The sequence below is a fragment of the Kribbella sp. NPDC048837 genome (assembly GCF_055586945.1).
This window is the reverse complement of sequence record NZ_JBVJHF010000009.1, coordinates 214,268-233,554: the sequence shown is the minus strand read 5'-3', so window position 1 is coordinate 233,554 and position 19,287 is coordinate 214,268. Positions and strand designations below refer to the sequence as shown.

Annotated in this window: 18 protein-coding genes; 15 read left to right on the top strand and 3 right to left on the bottom strand. The window is 69.2% G+C overall.

Features of this window, described 5'->3' with window-relative positions; all coding sequences use genetic code 11:
- Position 1 precedes the first annotated feature (1 nt).
- The 6 genes from ACZ6O0_RS35810 (at position 2) to ACZ6O0_RS35785 (ending at position 7,088) form a co-directional block, all read left to right on the top strand.
- Positions 2-1,483: a mannitol dehydrogenase family protein gene (locus ACZ6O0_RS35810; RefSeq protein WP_465769482.1), complete on the top strand. Its 1,482-nt coding sequence runs from the start codon at positions 2-4 to the stop codon at positions 1,481-1,483.
- A 19-nt stretch (positions 1,484-1,502) separates the two neighbouring features.
- Complete coding sequence (locus ACZ6O0_RS35805) at positions 1,503-2,876, top strand: MFS transporter (RefSeq protein ID WP_465769481.1); 1,374 nt, start codon at positions 1,503-1,505, stop codon at positions 2,874-2,876.
- 12 nt (positions 2,877-2,888) lie between these two features.
- Positions 2,889-3,899, top strand: a complete 1,011-nt coding sequence (locus ACZ6O0_RS35800; protein ID WP_465769480.1) for an L-idonate 5-dehydrogenase — start codon at positions 2,889-2,891, stop codon at positions 3,897-3,899.
- Positions 3,900-3,992: 93 nt separating this feature from the next.
- Positions 3,993-5,378, top strand: a complete 1,386-nt coding sequence (locus ACZ6O0_RS35795) for a DHA2 family efflux MFS transporter permease subunit (RefSeq protein ID WP_465769479.1) — start codon at positions 3,993-3,995, stop codon at positions 5,376-5,378.
- Positions 5,375-6,322, top strand: a complete 948-nt coding sequence (locus ACZ6O0_RS35790) for a sigma-70 family RNA polymerase sigma factor (protein ID WP_465769478.1) — start codon at positions 5,375-5,377, stop codon at positions 6,320-6,322. The genes ACZ6O0_RS35795 and ACZ6O0_RS35790 overlap by 4 nt, the downstream gene beginning before the upstream one ends.
- 10 nt (positions 6,323-6,332) lie before the next feature.
- Positions 6,333-7,088 carry an isocitrate lyase/PEP mutase family protein gene (locus tag ACZ6O0_RS35785; protein WP_465769477.1) on the top strand — a complete coding sequence of 252 codons (756 nt, stop codon included), beginning with the start codon at positions 6,333-6,335 and terminating at the stop codon, positions 7,086-7,088.
- A gap of 11 nt (positions 7,089-7,099) precedes the next feature.
- Here the strand turns inward: ACZ6O0_RS35785 and ACZ6O0_RS35780 are convergent, their stop codons facing one another.
- Together ACZ6O0_RS35780 and ACZ6O0_RS35775 are read right to left on the bottom strand one after the other, a co-directional pair.
- Positions 7,100-8,686, bottom strand: coding sequence for an amidase (locus tag ACZ6O0_RS35780; protein ID WP_465769476.1), 1,587 nt, complete (start codon positions 8,684-8,686; stop codon positions 7,100-7,102).
- A complete protein-coding gene (locus ACZ6O0_RS35775) occupies positions 8,683-8,967 on the bottom strand; it encodes a hypothetical protein (protein WP_465769475.1) in 285 nt (94 codons plus the stop codon). The genes ACZ6O0_RS35780 and ACZ6O0_RS35775 overlap by 4 nt, the downstream gene beginning before the upstream one ends.
- Between ACZ6O0_RS35775 and ACZ6O0_RS35770 the strand changes: the two genes are divergently transcribed.
- Positions 8,966-9,094: a hypothetical protein gene (locus tag ACZ6O0_RS35770; RefSeq protein WP_465769474.1), complete on the top strand. Its 129-nt coding sequence runs from the start codon at positions 8,966-8,968 to the stop codon at positions 9,092-9,094. The two genes, ACZ6O0_RS35775 and ACZ6O0_RS35770, sit on opposite strands and share 2 nt — an antisense overlap.
- 48 nt (positions 9,095-9,142) lie before the next feature.
- Complete coding sequence (locus tag ACZ6O0_RS35765) at positions 9,143-9,346, top strand: antitoxin (protein ID WP_465769473.1); 204 nt, start codon at positions 9,143-9,145, stop codon at positions 9,344-9,346.
- A gap of 118 nt (positions 9,347-9,464) precedes the next feature.
- Here ACZ6O0_RS35765 and ACZ6O0_RS35760 read toward each other — a convergent pair whose 3' ends face one another.
- Positions 9,465-10,304: a class I SAM-dependent methyltransferase gene (locus ACZ6O0_RS35760; RefSeq protein WP_465769472.1), complete on the bottom strand. Its 840-nt coding sequence runs from the start codon at positions 10,302-10,304 to the stop codon at positions 9,465-9,467.
- Between the two features lie 80 nt (positions 10,305-10,384).
- Here ACZ6O0_RS35760 and ACZ6O0_RS35755 point away from each other — a divergent pair, with 80 nt between their 5' ends.
- The 7 genes from ACZ6O0_RS35755 (at position 10,385) to ACZ6O0_RS35725 (ending at position 19,286) form a co-directional block, all read left to right on the top strand.
- On the top strand, positions 10,385-11,149 hold the full coding sequence (locus ACZ6O0_RS35755; protein WP_465769471.1) for a maleate cis-trans isomerase family protein: 765 nt from the start codon (positions 10,385-10,387) through the stop codon (positions 11,147-11,149).
- 438 nt (positions 11,150-11,587) lie between these two features.
- Positions 11,588-12,322 carry an SDR family NAD(P)-dependent oxidoreductase gene (locus ACZ6O0_RS35750; protein ID WP_465769470.1) on the top strand — a complete coding sequence of 245 codons (735 nt, stop codon included), beginning with the start codon at positions 11,588-11,590 and terminating at the stop codon, positions 12,320-12,322.
- A 166-nt stretch (positions 12,323-12,488) separates the two neighbouring features.
- Positions 12,489-13,784: an ABC transporter substrate-binding protein gene (locus ACZ6O0_RS35745; protein WP_465769469.1), complete on the top strand. Its 1,296-nt coding sequence runs from the start codon at positions 12,489-12,491 to the stop codon at positions 13,782-13,784.
- Positions 13,784-14,671: a carbohydrate ABC transporter permease gene (locus tag ACZ6O0_RS35740; RefSeq protein WP_465769468.1), complete on the top strand. Its 888-nt coding sequence runs from the start codon at positions 13,784-13,786 to the stop codon at positions 14,669-14,671. Before ACZ6O0_RS35745 ends, ACZ6O0_RS35740 begins: the two co-directional genes overlap by 1 nt.
- Positions 14,671-15,579: a carbohydrate ABC transporter permease gene (locus ACZ6O0_RS35735; protein WP_465769467.1), complete on the top strand. Its 909-nt coding sequence runs from the start codon at positions 14,671-14,673 to the stop codon at positions 15,577-15,579. Before ACZ6O0_RS35740 ends, ACZ6O0_RS35735 begins: the two co-directional genes overlap by 1 nt.
- Complete coding sequence (locus ACZ6O0_RS35730; protein ID WP_465769466.1) at positions 15,576-18,026, top strand: beta-galactosidase; 2,451 nt, start codon at positions 15,576-15,578, stop codon at positions 18,024-18,026. The genes ACZ6O0_RS35735 and ACZ6O0_RS35730 overlap by 4 nt, the downstream gene beginning before the upstream one ends.
- A 12-nt stretch (positions 18,027-18,038) precedes the next feature.
- Complete coding sequence (locus ACZ6O0_RS35725; protein WP_465769465.1) at positions 18,039-19,286, top strand: ROK family protein; 1,248 nt, start codon at positions 18,039-18,041, stop codon at positions 19,284-19,286.
- Position 19,287 lies beyond the last annotated feature (1 nt).

Below are 19,287 nucleotides of genomic sequence, written 5' to 3'. Positions count from 1 at the left end.
GATGCCGTCGCTTTCCCGCCATTCGGTGCCCCGGCACCTATTGACGGCCGGCCGCGCGCCGGCCGTCCCGGGGATCGTCCACCTCGGCCTGGGCAACTTTCACAGAGCCCACCAGGCCGTCTACACCGCTCGGGCCGACGACGGCTGGGGCATCCTCGGCGTCGCGAGCCGCTCGGCCGCCGTCGCCGACGCGATGAACGCCCAGGACGGTCTCTACTCGGTGCTGGAGTTGTCGCCCGAGGGCTCGTCCATCAGCGTCCCCGGCGTCCACACCGGCGCGATTGTTGCCGCCGACAACCCCGCGGCAGTCCTCGACGCCATCACCGCTGCCCGGACACGCATTGTCAGCCTGACTGTGACCGAGCACGGCTACAGCATGGACCCGAGCTCCCACCGCCTCGCTCTGAACGACGAAGGCATCGCCGCCGACCTCGGCGGCAGGACCCCGCACACCGTCATCGGCCAGCTCGCGCGGTCCTTGGAACAAAGGGCTTTGACGCACGGCGCCCCGATCACAGTGCTCAACTGCGACAACATGCAGTCGAACGGCACCCAGACCCGCGGCCTGGTCCTGGACTTTCTCCAGGCCTCCGGATCGAGCGCGATCGACTGGGTCGACGAGAACGTTGCCTTCCCGAACTCGATGGTCGACCGCATCGTCCCGGCCACCACGGAGGCCGACCGTACGGCGGCCGGCGTACTGCTCGGCGTCCACGATCGCAGCCCGGTCCCGGCCGAGCCGTTCACGATGTGGGTGCTCGAGGACCGGTTCGCCGCCGGACGACCGGCCTGGGAACGGGCCGGCGCGGTCTTCACCGACGAGGTCGAGGCGTACGAGCTGATCAAGCTGCGGCTGCTGAACGGCACCCACTCGCTGATCGCGTACCTCGGCGCCCTCGACGGTCACGCGACCATCCCCGAGGCGCGGGCCGTCGACTTCATCGAGTCGGCCGCGCGCGCCGTCCTCGAGGACGAGTATCTGCCGACCGTCACACTGCCGCGTGGCTTCGATGTGAAGGCCTACATCGCGTCACTGTTCGACCGCTGGTCCAACGACGCCCTCGGACACCGGACGCAGCAGGTCGGCACGGACGGATCGGTCAAGCTGCCGCAGCGCGTCCCCGAGCCGGCGCTGCAGTTGCTGCGTCAGGGCGTGATGCCGGAGCACCTCGCGCTCACCCTGGCCGCCTGGCTGTGTTGCGTCGTACCGCTGCCGGGTTTCGACCCCGGCCCGCAGGCGCGGGCGATGGCCGATCCGGCTCGCGAGCGGCTCGGGGCGCTCGCGGCCCGAGCCCGCAGTACCGAGGATCTGGTCCGGGCGGTCTTCGGCCAGGTGTTCGCCACCGAACTTGCCGAGCACAACGACTTCGCCCGGCGCGTCGCCGAGTACGTCGCCGTCATCACCCGTGACGGCGTCCGCGCCGCGGCCCGGCTGGCCGCGCGCTCCCGATCGTCCCAGCCGCAGGCATCGCCCGCGGCCTGACGTCCCCGAAGGATCCGCCATGGAATCGATCACCTCGTCCCCGCCATCGACCACCACCAGCGACGACGTCGCCGAGCCCTCCCGGGCGGAGGTCCGCCGGGCCGCGCTCGCCGGCCTGATCGGCACCGCCCTCGAGCAGTACGACTTCGTCATCTACGGGACCGCGTCGGCGCTGGTCTTCAGCCACCTGTTCTTCCCGAACATCTCGGCGACGGCCGGCCTGCTCGCCAGCTTCAGCGCCTACGCGGTCGGCTTCTGCGCCCGCCCGCTCGGCGGCTTCTTCTTCTCACGGTACGGCGATCGCCTCGGGCGCAAGTGGATCCTGGTGGCCACCTTGACCCTGATGGGCGTGGCCACGATGGCCATCGGCGTGCTGCCGACGTACGAGTCGGTGGGCGTCTGGGCACCGATCCTGCTCGTGCTGAGCCGCTTCCTGCAGGGCTTCGGCGCGGGCGCCGAGCAGTCCGGCGGCGCGACCCTGCTGACCGAGACGGCCGCCCGCGGCAAGCGTGGCCGGCTGGCGGCGTTGATCATGACCGGAGCAGCCGCGGGGACGGCGCTGGGAGCCGGTGCCTGGGCCCTGGTCCAGCTGCTCCCGGACGAGCAGCTGATGTCGTGGGGCTGGCGGCTGGTCTTCCTGAGCAGTGCCTTCGTCACGATCGCGGCGTACATCCTGCGGCGGAAGCTGAAGGAGACGCCGGTGTTCGCCGAGATCAAGGCCGAGCGCGCGGCCGCCAAGGCGCCCGTACGCGAGGTCTTCCGGAACGGCAAGAAGGCCGTTGCCCTGGTCACCTTGATGACGGTCGGGCTGAGCGTGCAGTCCTACACCTACCAGGTGTTCATGGCGTCCTACCTCAAGGGCACGGTGAAGATCGACGCGCAGACCGTGCCGGAGATCCTGCTGGTGGGAGCGATCTTCGGTGGTATCGGCGCGATCGTGCTCGGCTACCTGTCCGACTTGTACGGACGGCGTCCCGTGTTCCTCGGTATCACCGGCTTGCTGCTGCTCCTGCCGTTCCCGACGTTCGTTGCCCTGAGCACCGGTAATCTCACGGTCATCTACCTGGCCATGATCGTCGGCTTCGTGTTCGCCTGCCAGGGCGGCGTGGCGGTGACGATGAGCTTCTTCCCGGAGCTGTTCGGCAGCCGCTACCGGTACGCCGGTGTCACACTGGGCCGTGAGTTCGCCGCCGTCCTGGGTGGTGGCTTCGCGCCGCTGATCGCGGTCGCGCTGATGGGTGCCTTCGACTCCTGGGTCCCGGTGGCGGTCTACATGACCGTCGCGATGGCGGTCACCTTCGGCGCCGGCCTGTTCGCGCCGGAGACCCGGGACCGCGACCTGCTCGCGCCGGAGAATGCCACCGACCGCACCCCGGCACCGAGTCCCGCCTGAGCGAGGAGAACCATGAAGGCGATCGTCATCCAGGGCAAGCTCGACCTCGTCGAGACCGAGCTCCCCACTCCGGTTCCGGCACCGGGCGAGGTCCGGCTGCGGATGGTGTACGGCGGGATCTGCGGTTCGGACCTGCACTACTACCACGACGGCGCCAACGGCTCGTACGTCGTCCGCGAGCCGCTGGTCCCCGGGCACGAACTGTCGGGCACGGTCGACCTCGACCCGTCCGGCGAGCTCGCCCCCGGGACGCCGGTGACCATCCATCCGGCGACGTTCGGTACGCCGGAGCCGGGGATCGAGGATCGCCCGCACCTCTGGCCGGCCGGCGCCTACCTGGGCAGCGCGTCCACCTGGCCGCACACCCAGGGCGGGATGAGCGAGTTCGTCACCGTGGGCAGGCACATGATCCGCACCCTGCCCCCGACGCTGCCGCTGCGCCGCGCGGCCCTGGCCGAACCGCTGGCTGTCGCCCTGCACGCGCTCCACATCGCGGGTGGTGTCAAAGGCCGGCGAGTGCTCGTCTCCGGCTCGGGTGCGATCGGGCTGCTCACCGCGGCCGCCGCACTGTCCGGGGGCGCGACCGAAGTGGTGTCGACCGACGTCCTCCCGGGTCCGCTGCGGCGGGCCCGGGAGCTCGGGGTCCACCGCACCATCCAGGTCGGGACGGACGAGATCCCCTCGGCGTACTTCGATGTCGTCCTGGAGTGCACCGCGGTCCCGGTGGCGATCAGCGCCGCCCTCGAGGCGGCCCGCCGGGCCGGGATCGTAGTCCTCGTCGGCATCCCGGCCAACGAGCCGCGCGGCGTGAACCTCTCCCCCTTGGTCAACCGCGAGCTCCAGCTCCGCGGCACCCTCCGCTTCAACGACGAGATCGACCAGGCGATCGAGCTCCTGAACGCCGATCCACGGCTCGAGCAGGTCATCACCCACGAGTACCCAGCCGCGCAAGCCATCGAAGCCTTCACCACCGCCACCGACTCCAACGCGTCCGGCAAAGTCCTGATCTCCCTCTGGCCCTAGCCGCCGAGGCGTAGAAAGGGACTCATCGCGGCGATGAGTCGGGGGGTCGGCGCCGGTCTGTACAGGTGACAGCAAAGTTTCCTGGAGGACCGTGTGCGGACGACAAGTGAACAACGATGGGTTCTGGGGCTGGCCTCGATCGGGTCGGTCATGGTGGCACTGGATGTGCTGGTGGTCGCGGCGGCGCTGACCACCATCCGGGCCGATCTCGGCGCGTCGGCCGAGCAGCTCGAGTGGACGGTGAACGCGTACGCGCTGAGTTTCGCGATGCTGATGATGACCGCCGCGGCGATCGGCGACCGGTGGGGACGGCGGCGGACGTACGCTGGTGGCCTGGCGCTGTTCACCGCGGCGTCGGTCATCTGTGCGCTGGCCACCTCGCTGCCCTGGCTGATCGCGGCGCGAGCCGTGCAAGGCGTCGGGGCGGCGGTGGTGATGCCGCTGGCGATGGGTCTGCTGGGTGCGGCGTTCCCGCCCGAGCGGCGTGGCTGGGCGACGGGTGCCTTCAGCGCCGTGACCGGCCTAGCGGTGCTGGGTGGGCCGATGATCGGCGGTGCGGTGACCGAAGGACTGTCCTGGCAGTGGATCTTCTGGATCAACGTGCCGATCGGCGTGGCCGCGATCGTCCTGGTACTGCGGAAGATCCCGGAGAGCACAGGTCCGGTACGCCGCCTCGACCTGGCCGGCGCGGTTCTGATCAGTCTCGCCGTACTCGGTCTGGTCTGGGGAGTCGTGCACGGTGAGACCGCCGGCTGGTCGAGCGCCGAGGTGCTCGGCTCGTTCGCGGCAGGTGTCGTCCTGCTCGCCGCGTTCGGAGTCCGGGAGGCACGAGCGGCCGCGCCGATGATCCCGCTGGCGTTCTTCCGCAACCGGACCTTCACGGCGGCCAACGCGGCCGGCTTCTTCCTCAGCGCCGCACTCTTCAGCGCTGTCTTCTTCCTGTCCCAGTACATGCAGGTGGTCTTCGGGTCGGCGCCGCTGAAGGCCGGTCTGCAGCTGCTGCCGTGGACGGCCACGCTCTTCGTCGTCGCCCCGATCTCCGGCCGGCTGATCGACCGGGTCGGCGAGCGTCCGGTGGTGGTGATCGGGATGGTGCTCCAGACGGCCGGCATGTTCTGGGTCAGCCGCGGCACCACCCAGTACGCCGACCTCGTGCTGCCGCTCGTGATCACGGGCTGCGGGATCTCGCTGGCGATGCCGGCCGCGCAGAGCGCCGGCGTCGGAGCACTGCCCCGGGATGCCGTGGGGATCGCCTCCGGCGTCTACAGCATGACCCGTCAGCTCGGCGGCGTCGCCGGGGTCGCCGTCCTGGGATCGGTGTTCGCATCCGCCGGTGGGTACGCCGGCCACGGCTTCACGAGAGCCCTTGCGGGGTGCGGCGTACTGTCGTTGCTCGGGGCACTGTCGGGCCTCGGTATCGCCGCCCGGCGCCGTACCGACGAGCTGGTGGTCACCAAGGCGGTGGAGGGAGTGCGATGAACCTCGAGGAAGAGTTCGCGCTGCATCGGGGCGCGCTGGTCGCGCACTGCTACCGGATGCTCGGATCGCTGCACGACGCCGAGGACGCGGTGCAGGAGACGTACCTGCGGGCCTGGCGTGGACACGCGGACTTCGAGCACCGGTCGACCGTCCGAACCTGGCTCTACCGGATCGCGACCAACGTGTGCCTCAACCTCCTGCAGCACAGCAGCCGCCGGGTGGTGCCGTCCGCGCTCGGTGCCCCCGGCAACGACCCGGACGAGCTCCATCCGCAGGCGCTCGAGGTGCCGTGGCTGGAGCCGTTCCCGGACCAGCTGCTCGGCGCCGATCCGGCCACCGTGGTCGGCGACCGGCAGAGCCTGCGCCTGGCGATGGTCGCCGCGATGCAGCACCTTCCGCCACGGCAGCGCGCCGTACTGATCCTGCGTGAGGTGCTGACCTGGCCGGCGGCTGACGTCGCGACACTGCTCGACACCACGACCGCGGCGGTGAACAGCTCGCTGCAGCGGGCTCGCGCCGAGCTCGCCCGGCTCCGGCCGAGCGAGGAGGACCTGAGTGAGCCCGACGAGCCGCTCCGCCGGGCCGTGCTCGATCAGTTCTCGGCGGCCATGGAGAGCAAGGACCTGGTCACGCTGGAGGGCCTGTTCACCGAGGACACCCGGTGGGAGATGCCACCGATCCCGACCTGGTTCAGCGGGCGTCGCGACGTACTGCGGCTGCTGGACTCGAAGCTGCGGCCGGGTCCGGACCGGCGGATGCTGGTCGAGACCTCGGCGAACGGGCAGCCCGCGTTCGCGCTCTACATCCGCGGCGGGGACGCCTTGTACCACGCGCATTCCGTCAAGGTCCTGACCGTGACGAAGGCCGGTATCGCGGCCGTTCTCGCCTTCCACCAGCCCGCGCTGTTCCCGGCGTTCGGGCTCCCCCTGATCCAATCCCGGTAACGGAGAAATCATGTCACTCGCCACCACTCTCCGGGCGCTGCACGTGCCCGGCACACCTCTCGTCCTGCCGAACACCTGGGACGCGGCCTCGGCCCGGATGGTCGAACAGGCCGGCTTCCCCGCGGTCGCGACCAGCAGCTTCGCGACCTCCACGATCCTCGGGTACGACGACGGCGAGCAGGCGCCGGTCGACGAAGTTCTGGCCGCGACCGCGCGGATCGTCCGCGCGGTCTCCGTCCCCGTCACCATCGACTTCGAACGGGGCTACGGACTCCCGCCGGCCGAACTCGTCGAGCGTTTCACCGCGACCGGAGCCGTCGGCCTCAACCTCGAGGACTCCGACCCGGCCAGCGGCGACATGATCGATCCGGCCGAACAGGCGGACTTCCTGGCCGCGATCCGCGCCGCGGCCGGAACCGAGCTGGTGATCAACGCCCGCACCGACGCGTTCATCCGCAACGCGGGCTCGCCCGAGGACCAGCTTCGTACGTCGATCGACCGCGGCGCACGCTACCTCGCCGCGGGCGCCGACTGCGTCTACCCGATCGCGGTCGGCGACCTCGACGTCGTCGGCATCCTGGTCAAGGAGATCCCCGGCCCCGTCAACGTCGCCTACGGCCAGGGTGCGCACTCACTCGCCGACTACACCGCCCGCGGCGTCGCCAGGATCAGCTTCGGCCCGATGTTCCAGCGACACCTGTACAGCAAACTGGCGAGCTCCCTCCTCCCAGCGCTCCAGGCGGACGAGAACCCGTTCGCCCGCTAGGCGCACCTGGGTCACTGCATGAGATCGGGGACCTCGTGGGCGAGGATGCGGCCACGGTCGGCGGTGGTCCGCAGCTTCGCCGCCGGTGCGACGGGATCCGCGGGGCGGCGGTGATGCCAGTCGGTGACAGCCTGGTAGGCGGCCGCAACGGCGAGGAGGCGGTCCTCACCGAACGGCTTGCCACCGAGGATGGTGCCGATCGGCAGGCCGGCGGCCGTGAAGCCGATCGGCAGTGCGAGCTCGGGCAGGCCCAATGCGTCGAACGGAGTCGGTGAGGTCTGGACGACGACGTCGCACTGGGCGAAGAGGTCCTCGAGGACTCGTTCGAGCAGCAGCATCTTGGCGCGCTGACCGATCAGGTACTCGTTGGCCCCGAGCAAGGCGCCTTGCAGCCAGCCCGTCAACGAGACGCCGAAGCCGCGCAGGTCCGACCGCAGCATCGGGAGGAACGGCTCGCTCCGCTCCGGCAGCCGCACGTTGTTGAAGGCCGCGTTCGTGAGCAGGTCCCACTCGGCCGGCATGGTCACATCGACGACCGAGAGGCCTTCAATTCCCGCGAGTACGCCGAGGGCCGTCGTGCGCGCCACCGCGGTCTCCGACGTACCGCTGGTGAAGCCGGGGATGACACCGATCCGGGTCCGCCAGCGGGCCCGGACACCCCGGCCGCGCACGACCGGCGTCGCCGCGGCCACCAGGTCCGGCACCGGCGGAAGCCCTTGTGTTCTGGGGTCTTCCGGGTCCTCGCCGGCCATCGTGGTCAGCATGATCGCGGCGTCCATCGCGTCGCGCGCCAGCGGACCGGGATGGTCGCGGGTGTAGCTCAGCGGCACGATGCCGTGCAACGAGACCCGGCCCATCGTCGGCTTCAGCCCGGTCAGGTTCTGGGCGTTCGACGGCGCGGTGATCGAGCCGCCGGTCTGCGTTCCCACCGCCGACAGCGCCATCCGGGACGCCACCGCGGTCGCGGACCCGGACGACGAACCGCCGGGATCCGTGCCCGGATCGGCCGGGGTCCAGGCGTTCACCGTGGTGATCCGCCCGTCCGGCGTGGTCGCGCGAGTAGTTGCCAACGGCCCCATCTGGGTCTTGCCCAGGACGATGCCACCGGCCGCGGTCAACCGTCGGACGGCGGTCGCGTCGTACGGTGGGACGAAGTCCGCGAACAGGTACGAGTTCGCCGTCGTGGTCACGCCGCGCGTGTAGTAGTTGTCCTTGATCGCCAGCGGGATGCCGTGCAGCGCACCGCCGCGAGTGCGGCCGAGCGCCTTGGCTCGAGCGAGCGCCTCGTCCGCGAGCACCAGGTTGAACGCCTGGTACGTCGAGTCGAACCGCTGGATCCGGTCCAAGCATGCTTCCAGCAACTGTTCCGGCGTCAGCTGGCCCTTGCGCATCAGCGTGGCCGCCTCGGCGACGGTCAACTCGCTCACGTCAACCGGGCGAACCGGTACATCGACAAGCGTTGCGGCACCAGTGGTCGCCGGTGCCGCGTGCGCGATCGACGGGAGCGCGACGGTGCCGACGGTTGCTGCGGCAGCCAGCGCGCCGGCTCGGTAGAGGAACGATCGCCGGTCGACCTGGTCGTCCTGCGGTGTGCTCATCGCGCGTCCTCCCGAACGACGTCGATCGACGGGTACAGCTTCGGCGGCGCGACCTGCTGGGCGAGTGCGGCGTCGGCCGCGAACGTGTAAGCGCTCAACGGCAGAACTGTCGTCCGCATGAACCCGCGGAGACTCGCGAGTACCGAGTCGAGGCCCGGACTCCCGGTGTCCGGATCCGGCGCGCTGCCCGTGGGCAACTGATCGAGATCGATACCGATCGAGGCAAGACGCGCGCGGATCATCACATCCAGTTCGGCGTCCGTCGGCTGACTGAGACCCATGAGTCCTCCCGGTCGTGGCGGCAACCTGTCAGCCTTTTATGTCACCTTCAACTACTCCGAACATTTCACCGATGTCACGACGACGTTGCGGTCCGCAGGCTTGTGCGGGATCGGTGCGATCGGGTAGGAACGGATTGGTAGCGCACAGCAACCATCGACAGAACGGGGAAAGACGATGGGCATGTTCGACAACCTCAAGGACAAGGCCACCGAGGCGATCGACGAGCACGGCGACAAGGTGGGCGAAGGTCTCGACAAGGCAGCCGAGTTCGCCGACGAGAAGACCGGCGGCCAGTACGGCGACAAGATCGACCAGGGCACCGACTTCGCCAAGGACCAACTGGACAACCTCGACGGCCAGAACGACGACATCGAGTAACCCCCGACCGGCCGCGGGCTCCCCGCGGCCGCTCGCGGTCCACTACACCGGCCCGCTCCACCTCCGAGCGTCGGAGCCGTTGCAGTCGGAGATCTGCAGATCGGTCACGCCACTCGGGCTAACGCCAGATGACTGCTTCGATTTCGCGGCGGCGTTCGGAGAAGCGGCCGTGGTCGGCGGTTGTGGTCAGGAGGGTGCGGAGGTCGGACTCGAAGGTGGGGAGATCGGCGCCGAAGAGGTGTGGGGTCGAGCTGGAGAGGGAGAACACCGACGCGGTGACATCGTCGATCGTGCGGTCCTCGATCTCGTTGCCGCCGACGACGACGCGGGTCGGGCCGCTGTAGCCGGCGGCGCGCATGACCTCCTCTTCGCCCGGGCGGGTGCCGGTGGGCAGTGTGCCCTGACCGGCGCGGCGGACCGGGCCGAGGTAGCGGGCGACGAGCTTGTCGATGTCGTCCCACGGCGGCCGGGGATGCGGGAGCGTGTCCGTGCCTTCGACGCCGCGATGCGTGGTGGCGCCGACGTGCACCCAAGCGCCGTCCGGTGTCAGCATGCCGCGCACCCGATCGGCGACGAGCGGCTGATCCATCCAGTGGAACGACTGCGCGAACGTGACCACCCGGAAGCTCCCGAGATCGGCCGGCAACTCCTCGGCCCGCAGCTGTCGCCAGGCCGTGTTCGTCAGCCCGGCCTGGTTCGCCCGCGCCGCGGCGGTGACGAGCATGTCGCCGTCCGCGTCCACCCCGACCGCTTCCTCGACCAGCGGCGCGAGCAACAGCGTCAGCGAACCCGGACCACACCCCACATCGAGCAACCGTCCGCGACCGTCCAGACCGAGTGCGTCGCGGACTGCGTCCGCCAACGCCGCCGGGTAGGCCATCCGCCCGACCGCGTAATGCTCCGCGCTCCCGGCGTACAGGCTCGGATCCCATCTCCAGTTCCACCCGGTCGAGTCCATCCCGCGATGCTACCGACGCCCCACGCCCTCCCGTCGAACTGTTTTCCAGCGCACACTCGGGAGTGGGGAGAGGAGGGGGCATGTGGCAACCAGATGGCTGGGATGTGCGGACCCGGATCGGCGTACTCACGCCCCACGGTGACGTCGGCCCCGAGTCGGAGCTGCAGGCGATGGCTCCGGAAGGTATCCGCGTGCATGCGGCGCGCGTCCCGTTCGGGGCGATCACGACCGGCGGGGTGATGGACCCGACGATCCCGTTGGCTCCGGTACGGGCGTTCGTCGAACCACCGGCCATCGACGAGGCCGCCGCGCTGCTCGCGACCGCGCCGATCGCCGCTCTGGGGATCGGGTTCACGAGTTCGTCGTACGTGATCGGTGCCGACGGGGAACGCAGGGTCGCCGAGCGGCTGATGCAGCGGACCGCCGGGATCCCCGTCGTCACCCCCTGCGCCGCCGCGGTCACCGGACTGCAGGCGCTGAACGTACAGCGGATGACTCTGGTCGATCCACCGTGGTTCGATGTCGAGCTGGACCGGCTCGGCGCCGAGTACTTCGGCTCCCAAGGCCTGGACGTCGTCCGGCACGGACCGTGCGACCTGCCGAGCAACCAGCGCAGCATCAACCCGGCCGAGCTGTTCGGCTGGGTCGTCGAGCACACCCCGGACCGGGCCGAGGCAGTCTTCATCGGCGGCAACGGCTTCCGCTCGGTCGGCGTCATCGCCGCGCTCGAGGAACAGCTCCAGCGCCCGGTCCTCACAGCGAACTCCTCCCTCCTCTGGGCCCTCCTCAACGCCGCCGGAACCACAGCCAGACCCACGAACTACGGCACCCTGTTCCGCCTGTAACTTGCCTCAGGCAACCACCCGCGCCCGGCAGTCGGCGTAGGTGGTTGAGCGAGAGTGCAGTCACGCGGTGCAGCGGGACGACCTAGCAGCCGCCCAGTGACCGTCGTACCAGCGCTGATCGGAAAGAGGGTTCCTCGGACTGCCCTGGCCCGTCAGACACAAGTGTCCGGTCCGGGCGCGCGACACGTTTCTCCGGTCCGCTGAATGGGTTCCGCCTTGCCTGGCTGAGAATTCGCTGTGAACTCGCGGCCAGATCAAGCGTTTGCCAGCCATCCAGATGCTGATGGCAACTGAGTGGTCGCTGGTTGTCAGAAACGCCGACAGGGGTTCGATCTGGCGGGTTCGCGACGTAGGCTGCTGACGCACGGGGACAGTTGGGGCTGCAGGGGGGAACTGCATGATGCTCGAGTTCGGCCTGCCTTCGGGCAGGTGGACGCGGTGATCGGGTTGGGGCGAATTCTGGTCTGGATCTCTGGCGCCTCGGCCGGACTCGGCGCGGCGCTGGCGGCGACCATTCCGTTCGAGGCGGAGCTGGTGGACATCTCCCGCCGCGGTGGTACGCCGGGAGCCCACCACGTCATGGTCGATCTCGCGGACCCGGCCTCGTGGCCCGTGGTCGAGAAGGACTTCAGGCAACGGATGGACGAGGCCCCCGCGGACATGGTGATCTTCGTCCACAACGCCGGCACGCTCACTCCACTGGGACCGGTCGACCGGGTCGACACCGAGCAGTACACCCGCAACGTGCTGCTCAACTCGGCCGCCGCCCAGGTGCTCGGTCACGCGTTCCTCCGCGCGGTCTCGGGGCGGGACTGCGAGCAGCACCTGATCATGATGTCGTCGGGTGCCGCGGCTCGACCGCACGAAGGCGAATCGAGCTACTGCGCCGGCAAGGCCGCGATCGATCAGTGGGTCCGCACAGCGGCCCTGGAACAGAACCGGCGCGATCCGGGCTGCCGGGTGATCTCGGTGTCCCCCGGCGCGGTCGACACCGACATGCAGGCCGAGTTGCGCGCGTGCAGCGACGACCAGGTCCCGGAGTCCGAGCGCTTCCGCGAGATGGACGCCAAAGGCCTGCTGGCCAAGCCGGAGGACGTCGCCCGGACCATCTGGTCGCTGCTGGACCGCAAGCTCGACAACGGCAGCGTCCTGCACATCCGCGACCTCACCTGAGCCCGCCCCGGCGGACCTGCACCGGTCCGGACCTCATCGCGTGAAGACCCGGTAGCGAGCGGGGTCACGGTTTGGACACCCGCACGACGAGGTCTTGTCAGCGATTATTCCAATGGTTAGTTTAACCGCCACTCTAATCGACGGGGCTGCGCGGAAGAGGTGTGCGATGGGAACTGGGTTCTCCCGGCGGGGACTTCTCGGGATGGGACTGGCGGCCGGCGTCATCACGCTGACGGCCTGTGGATCGGACAACGACAAGGGCTCGGCATCGGGGAACAACGCCACCGCCGCCAACCTGGTGATGACGGTGTGGGGCGGGGAGAACGACAAGACGACGTACCAGAAGCGGATCGACCTGCTGGTCACGAAGTACCCGGAGCTGAAGATCACGCTGCAGCTGATCCCGAACGACGGGTACGCCCAGAAGGTCCAGACGATGATTGCCGGCGGCAAGGGCCCGGACATCATGCAGGTCGCGGAGAGCGTCAACGTCTACTCCAGCAAGAACCAGGTCCAGCCGCTCGACGACCTGGCGAGCAAGGCCGGGATGAACCTGGAGAAGCGGTTCGGCGCGATCGGCAAGCTCTACTCCTACCAGGACAAGGTCTACGCGATCCCGGACCGGTCCGGCGCCATGATCGTCTTCTACAACAAGGCGCTGTTCGCGGCCAAGGGCATCAAGGCGCCGACCGCGGACTGGACCTGGGACGACGCGCTCGGCGCGTTCAAGGAGCTGACCGTCCCCGGCAAGCAGTGGGGATACGCGGGCGGCGGCTGGTGGGCGCAGTGGTGGAGCTTCGTCTACCAGAACGGCGGCAAGATCATCGACGACAGCGGCAAGCCCGCGGTCGCCACCGACGAGGTGATCGACGCGCTGCAGTGGACCGGGGACCTGATCTTCAAGCACGGCGTCGTACCGACCCAGAAGCAGTACGCCGACATGGGCGCGGACGTCGGCGGGGACCAGGCGTTCGCGAACGGCAAGGTCGCGGTCAACACCACCGGCTTCTGGGGGATCAGTGGTCTGACCAAGTCCAAGATCGAATGGGATATCGCGCCGCTGTGGCAGGGCAAGCAGCAGGCCGTGACCGCGTTCGGCAGCGGCCTGGCCATCTCCCGGACCGCGAAGAACCCCGAGGCGGCGTTCAAGGCGATCGACTTCCTCACCTCGCCGGAGGCGCAGCAGCAGATCATCGCGACGGGCCAGGACGTGCCGGCCAGCCTGGAGGTGCAGAAGAGCGACGCGTTCCTGAAGCCGGCCTGGATGACCAAGCCGGTGAACATGAACGTGTTCGGCGAGTCCAGCGACTTCATCTACCGGGCGCCGTTCATCCCCGCCTGGAACGAGATGCAGAAGGCGTTCGACGACGGGCTGGCGGACTTCTGGCTGGGCAAGCAGGACGCCCGGACCGCGCTGACCGCGATCCAGAAGCGGCTCGAGTCGATCGTCAAGCCGGGCTGATGTCGGGGCTGCGCCGCCGTGAGGCGCTGTGGTTCTACCTGTTCGCGTCGCCGTGGATCATCGGGTTCGTCGTGTTCCTGCTCGGCCCGATGCTCGCGTCGGTCTGGATCTCGCTGACCGACTGGGACTCGTTCACGGCACCGAAGTGGGTCGGGCTGGACAACTACACCCGGCTGCTCACCGAGGACCCGGTGTTCTGGAAGGCGTTGTGGAACACGTTCTACTACGCCGCGATCTCGGTCCCGCTCGGGCTCGGGATCGGCCTGTGGCTGGCGAACCTGCTGAACAAGCAGGTTCGCGCCCGCAAGGTGTTCCGGACCCTGATCTACCTGCCGACCCTGGTCCCGCTGGTCGCGACCGCGATGATCTTCAAGATGGTGCTCGCGCCGTCCGGACCGCTGAACGACGTCCTCGGCTGGTTCGGGATCCCCGGCCCGTCGTGGTTGCTGGACGCGGGCTGGGTCAAGCCGGCCCTGATCCTGCTGTCGGTGTGGGGTGCCGGCGGTGCGACCGTACTGTTGCTCGCGGCAATGAAAGGGATCCCGCGGGAGCTGTACGAGGCGGCCGAGGTGGACGGTGCCGGACCGGTCCGGCAGTTCTGGAGCATCACCGTCCCGCAGCTCACCCCGATCATCTTCTTCAACCTGGTGATGGGGCTGATCGGCGCGTTCCAGGTGTTCTCCCAGGTCTACATCCTGACCAAGGGCGGGCCGAACAACGCCAGTCAGATGATGGTGCCGCTGCTGTTCGACGAGGCGTTCTCCTTCTACCACCTGGGCTACGCGTCCGCGGTCTCATGGCTGCTGTTCGCGGTGATCCTGGGGTTCACCCTGCTCGCCTTCCGCACCGCCCGGCGCTGGGTGTTCTACGAAACCGAGGTGAAGTGATGGCCACCGCTGTGTCCGCCGGCGTGCCGGCGCGGGAACCGGCCACGAGCAAGGACCGGGTCGTCGGCGTGTTCCGGGCGACGCCGTTCACCTATGCGACGCTGATCGTCGTCTCCGCGGTGCTGTGCGTGCCGTTGGTGTTCGTGGTGTCGATCGCGCTGTCCAGCGATCAGACCGTCAACGCGAACACCTTCACGATCTTTCCGCACGAGTTCGGCTGGGACAACTTCACCCGGGTGTTCAGCACCGAGCTGCCGATGCAGCGGTTCCTGCTGAACTCGATGATCATCTCGGCCGGCGCGGTGATCGGCCAGGTGCTGTCCAGCGGGCTGGTCGGATACGCGTTCGCACGGCTGCGCGCCCCGGGCAAGAACGCGCTCTTCATCATCGTGATCGCGACGATGATGATCCCGGCGCAGATCACGATGATCCCGCAGTTCATCCTGTTCAAGGAGCTCGGCTGGGTGAACACCTACCTGCCGCTGATCGTGCCGAACTTCTTCTCCAACGCGTTCAACGTCTTCCTGGTCCGGCAGTTCGTGTCCCGGCTGCCGAGCGAGATCGACGAGGCCGCGATGGTGGACGGGCTCGGCTTCTTCGGGATCTACCGCCGGATCATGCTGCCGATGCTCGCACCGGTGCTGATCGCGATCGGCATCTTCACCCTGACCGCGACCTGGGGTGATTTCATGGGCCCGTTGATCTACCTGAACGACGAGACCAAGATGCCGCTCGCCCTCGGCGTGCAGTACATCACCAGTACGTCGGCCGCCCTGCAGGCACCGCCGTGGAACCTGGTGATGGTCGGATCGATCGTGCTCACCTTGCCGATGATCCTGGTCTACTACCTGGGTCAGCGGTATCTGTACGAGATGGACATCAGCGGCGGGAGTGCGGGAGTCAAGTGAGCTCGGTTTCTTTGAACAGCCAAGGCGTCGTCGTCGACGGTCGGCCGGCGGTCGTGCTGTGCGCGTCACTGTTCTACTTCCGGTTGCCCCGGGAGCAGTGGCGCGCGCGGCTCGAGCAGGTCCGGGCGTCCGGCTACACCTGCGTGGACGTGTACCTGCCGTGGAACTTCCACGAGCTCTCCCCCGGCCGGTGGTCGTTCGAGGGCCGGCGTGACGTGGCGGCGTTCCTGGACCTCGCGGCCGAGGCCGGGTTGCACGTCATCGCCCGGCCCGGTCCGTACATCTGCTCCGAGTGGGACGGCGGCGCGCTGCCGGCCTGGCTCGGTGTGGACCCGTCGTTGCGGGTCCGGCAGAACGAGCCGCGCTTCCTGGCCGCGGTGACGGCCTGGTTCGACCAGGTCCTGCCGCTGCTCGCGGCGCGTCAGCACGGTGCGGGCGGCTCGGTGATCATGGTCCAGCTGGAGAACGAGCTGGACTTCTTCGACTGCGCGGACCGGCCCGGGTACCTGACCGCCTTGCGTGACCAGGCGGTTGCTCACGGCATCGGCGTACCGCTGATCGCTTGCGCCGGGCAAGGAGATCTGTTCGGTGCCACCGGCGACGTCGAGGGCGTCGTACCGGCGTGCAACTTCTATCCGGACGACGATTCGCCTGCTATCGAAGAGGAAGTACGGCGGTATGCGGCGCTGCTCGCGGATCGCGGGCTGCCGCTGCTGATCACCGAGACGAACCGGCGGCACCGGACGCTGCGCCGGCTGCTCGCGAGCGGTGCGTCGCTGCTCGCGCCGTACCTGCAGTCGTCGGGGTGGAACTTCGGCTACACGCCGTCGAGTGGGAACTGGGGTACGCCGGGCAATTTCATGAGCCACGGCTACGACTTCAACGGGTACGTCTCGTCGACGGGCGTGGAGCGGCCTGAGTACGCCGAGGCGCAGGTGCTCGCGCGGGTCCTCGAGGCGCTGGGATCGCGGTTGGCTCTGGCGTCACCTGGTGCGGCGGTGGAGGTGGTTGCCGACTTCCCCACCAGCTCGTCGCCTTCCGTGCTGGAGTTGGACGGTGGTGGGCGGCTGGTCGCCGTACCTCACTTGGGTGCTGACAACGGGCGGGCTGTCGTCAACGGGGTGTCGGTGGCGGTCGCTGCCGACTCGTGTCCGCTGATGCTGCTCGATCTGCCGCTGCGGGACACGACGCTGACGCTGGCTTCGGCCGATCTGGTGGAGTTGTCCGATGACGGTCTGGTGTTCTGTTCGTCTGTTCCAGTGACTGTTGTCATCGGCAACACCTCGGTGGAGATCGCGGTCGGATCGTCGCTGGTCGTCGAAGGCGTCGCGGTCACCGTCGAGCCGAGGCCGGGCGTGCCGATGCCGGAGACCTCCGAGGTGCAGCACGGGGCCGTGCGACGACGTACGTCGACAGCTCCGTCGAAGCCGGCCGGTACGCATGAGCTTCCGCCGACCTTGGAGTCGCTCGGCGTCTACCGCGGGCGTGGCGTCTACACGGCCACCGCCGAGCTCACCGACGAGCTGCTGCTCGTGGGTGCGGCGGACATCGTCGACCTGTCGATCGGCGGACGGGTCCGAACGCTGGCCGGATTCGGCGCCACCCAGCGGATCGACACCCGTGGGCTCAGCGGCGAGATCCGGGCGACCGTGGAGATCTGGGGACACGCGAACTTCGACGACTCCCGGCTGCCCGCCCTCCGCCTCGGCGCCCTCCGCGGCCTCGGCACGGTGTGGACGATCGTCGAGGCCCGGGACATCTCCGCACTGTGGACGGTCGACGGCCACTGGGCGGGCGACCCGGCGCCGCTGCGCACCCTCACCGGCTGGAGCAGCACCCGCGTCGGTACGCCGATCACGTACACGCGCCGTGTCGACACGGACACTCCGGCGGCACTGCAGCTGAACGGTGTCCGCGAGCCGGTCACGGTGACCGTGGACGACGGCGAGCCGCTCACCGTGCACGCCGAGAATCCATGGGCGCTGTTGCCCGCGGGCACCAAGCAGGTCTCGGTGACGGTTCCCCACAACCCGAGCGGTGGCGGCATCCGGGCCGAGCTGCTCGCACTGGAGCCGGTGCTCGAATGGGCGTGCGCCGTACAGGACGACGAGCTGCTGACGGCCTTCGCCGGACAGGATGCGCCAGGCCCTGCGATCGAGCTTCCGCTGACCCTGGAACCGGGTGGGGAGGCCTGGCTCGACGTGGAGCTTCCAACGTTGGAGAATGGTCTCGTACTCCGGCCGGAGGGGACCCAGCTGCGCGTCACGGGCTGGGCGTCCGGAGAGTGTGTGGGGAGGGTGTGGCTCGGTGACCGACCGGCCTTTTCCGGTGGAGATCCCGACGTACTGTGGATCCCGCCGGGCTGGTCCGGACTGACGCTGCTGGTGCGGGGCGTCGACGGTCCGGGCACTCCGGAGCTACGTACGCTACGCCTGGAGTCGACCTAGAAGGGGGACAGAGTGCCGCGGCAGACATCCCGTGACCTGCGCAACGAGAGCCGGTTCGAGGTGCTGCACGCACTCTTCACCCTCGGGCCGTCGACCCGGCAGGAGATCGCCAAGCACACCGGCCTGAGTACGGCGACGGTCGCGACGCTGGTGACCCAGTTCCTGGCCGAGGGCGTGCTGCGGATCGCGACCGTAGAGCAGAACACCGTCGGCCGCCCGTACGAGCGACTCACGATCGATCCCGACCGCGGCCGCATCCTCGGCATCGACGTGGCCGAGACCTACGTCGACGCGACCGTGTACGACGTCACCCTGGGCCAGCTCGGCCAGAGCCAGGTCGCCCTCGACGAGCACCAGAACGGCCAGGCGTACGTCGTCGACGGCATCGTCGGCGCGATCGACGCGGCGGTGAAGGCCAGCGGCACCGACCGCGGCCGGATCATCGGCGCCGGGGTCAGCATGCCCGGCCAGGTCCGCCCGGACGCCGGCGTCTCGGTCTTCGCGCCGAACTGGGACTGGCACGACGTCAAGATCGAGGCCCTGCTCGAGGAACGCCTCGGCATGCCGGTGTACGTCGACAACCCGCTGAAGGCGGTCGCGCTGTCGGAGATGTGGTTCGGCGTCGGCCGGGTGACGAAGAGCATGGCCGTGGTCAACCTCGGGACCGGCGTCGGCGCCGGGATCGCGATCGACGGCTCGTTGCTGCGCGGAGCGGCGAACAACGCGGGCGAGTGGGGACACACGCTGCTGCAGCTCGACGGCCGCCAGTGCCGGTGTGGGCGGCTCGGCTGTGTCGAGGCGTATCTCGGGGTGCACGGGTTGCAGACCACGCTGGCGGAGATCGACCCGGATCACCCCGCGCTCCAGCAGCCCCAGCAGCGCGGGTTCGTCGAGGCGGTCGCGGCCGGCCTGGCCGGCGACGACCCGGCTCTGGTGGAGCTCGCCCGCCGTACGTCGCACTACCTCGCGGCGGGGCTCGGTGATCTGGTGAACTTGCTGAACGTCGCCCACATCACCCTGACGGGCTGGACCACAGTCGCGCTGGGCAAGTGGCTGATCCCCGCCGTCACCGCCGAGCTCCCCGAGCACGTCCTGCCCGGGTCACTCCCGGGCCTGACGGTCGAGGCCTCGCGTGTCGCCGGCAACCCGGTGGCTCTCGGCATGGCGGCGTTCACGTTGGAACAGTTCCTCGGGGCCCTCGGTCTGGCGAGCCCGGCGAGCGCTCCCAGTACGCGCCGCCGGCTCCGGTCTCCCGCTTAGG

Excerpts from the sequence above, each read along its gene's own strand:
- ACZ6O0_RS35735 (WP_465769467.1), top strand. The coding sequence starts at position 14,671 with ATGGCCACCGCTGTGTCCGCCGGCGTGCCGGCGCGGGAACCGGCCACG.
- ACZ6O0_RS35790 (WP_465769478.1), top strand. The coding sequence starts at position 5,375 with ATGAACCTCGAGGAAGAGTTCGCGCTGCATCGGGGCGCGCTGGTCGCG.
- ACZ6O0_RS35780 (WP_465769476.1), bottom strand. The coding sequence starts at position 8,686 with ATGAGCACACCGCAGGACGACCAGGTCGACCGGCGATCGTTCCTCTAC.
- ACZ6O0_RS35800 (WP_465769480.1), top strand. The coding sequence starts at position 2,889 with ATGAAGGCGATCGTCATCCAGGGCAAGCTCGACCTCGTCGAGACCGAG.
- ACZ6O0_RS35785 (WP_465769477.1), top strand. The coding sequence starts at position 6,333 with ATGTCACTCGCCACCACTCTCCGGGCGCTGCACGTGCCCGGCACACCT.
- ACZ6O0_RS35765 (WP_465769473.1), top strand. The coding sequence starts at position 9,143 with ATGGGCATGTTCGACAACCTCAAGGACAAGGCCACCGAGGCGATCGAC.
- ACZ6O0_RS35760 (WP_465769472.1), bottom strand. The coding sequence starts at position 10,304 with ATGGACTCGACCGGGTGGAACTGGAGATGGGATCCGAGCCTGTACGCC.
- ACZ6O0_RS35755 (WP_465769471.1), top strand. The coding sequence starts at position 10,385 with ATGTGGCAACCAGATGGCTGGGATGTGCGGACCCGGATCGGCGTACTC.
- ACZ6O0_RS35745 (WP_465769469.1), top strand. The coding sequence starts at position 12,489 with ATGGGAACTGGGTTCTCCCGGCGGGGACTTCTCGGGATGGGACTGGCG.
- ACZ6O0_RS35770 (WP_465769474.1), top strand. The coding sequence starts at position 8,966 with ATGAGTCCTCCCGGTCGTGGCGGCAACCTGTCAGCCTTTTATGTCACC.
- ACZ6O0_RS35775 (WP_465769475.1), bottom strand. The coding sequence starts at position 8,967 with ATGGGTCTCAGTCAGCCGACGGACGCCGAACTGGATGTGATGATCCGC.
- ACZ6O0_RS35805 (WP_465769481.1), top strand. The coding sequence starts at position 1,503 with ATGGAATCGATCACCTCGTCCCCGCCATCGACCACCACCAGCGACGAC.
- ACZ6O0_RS35810 (WP_465769482.1), top strand. The coding sequence starts at position 2 with ATGCCGTCGCTTTCCCGCCATTCGGTGCCCCGGCACCTATTGACGGCC.
- ACZ6O0_RS35740 (WP_465769468.1), top strand. The coding sequence starts at position 13,784 with ATGTCGGGGCTGCGCCGCCGTGAGGCGCTGTGGTTCTACCTGTTCGCG.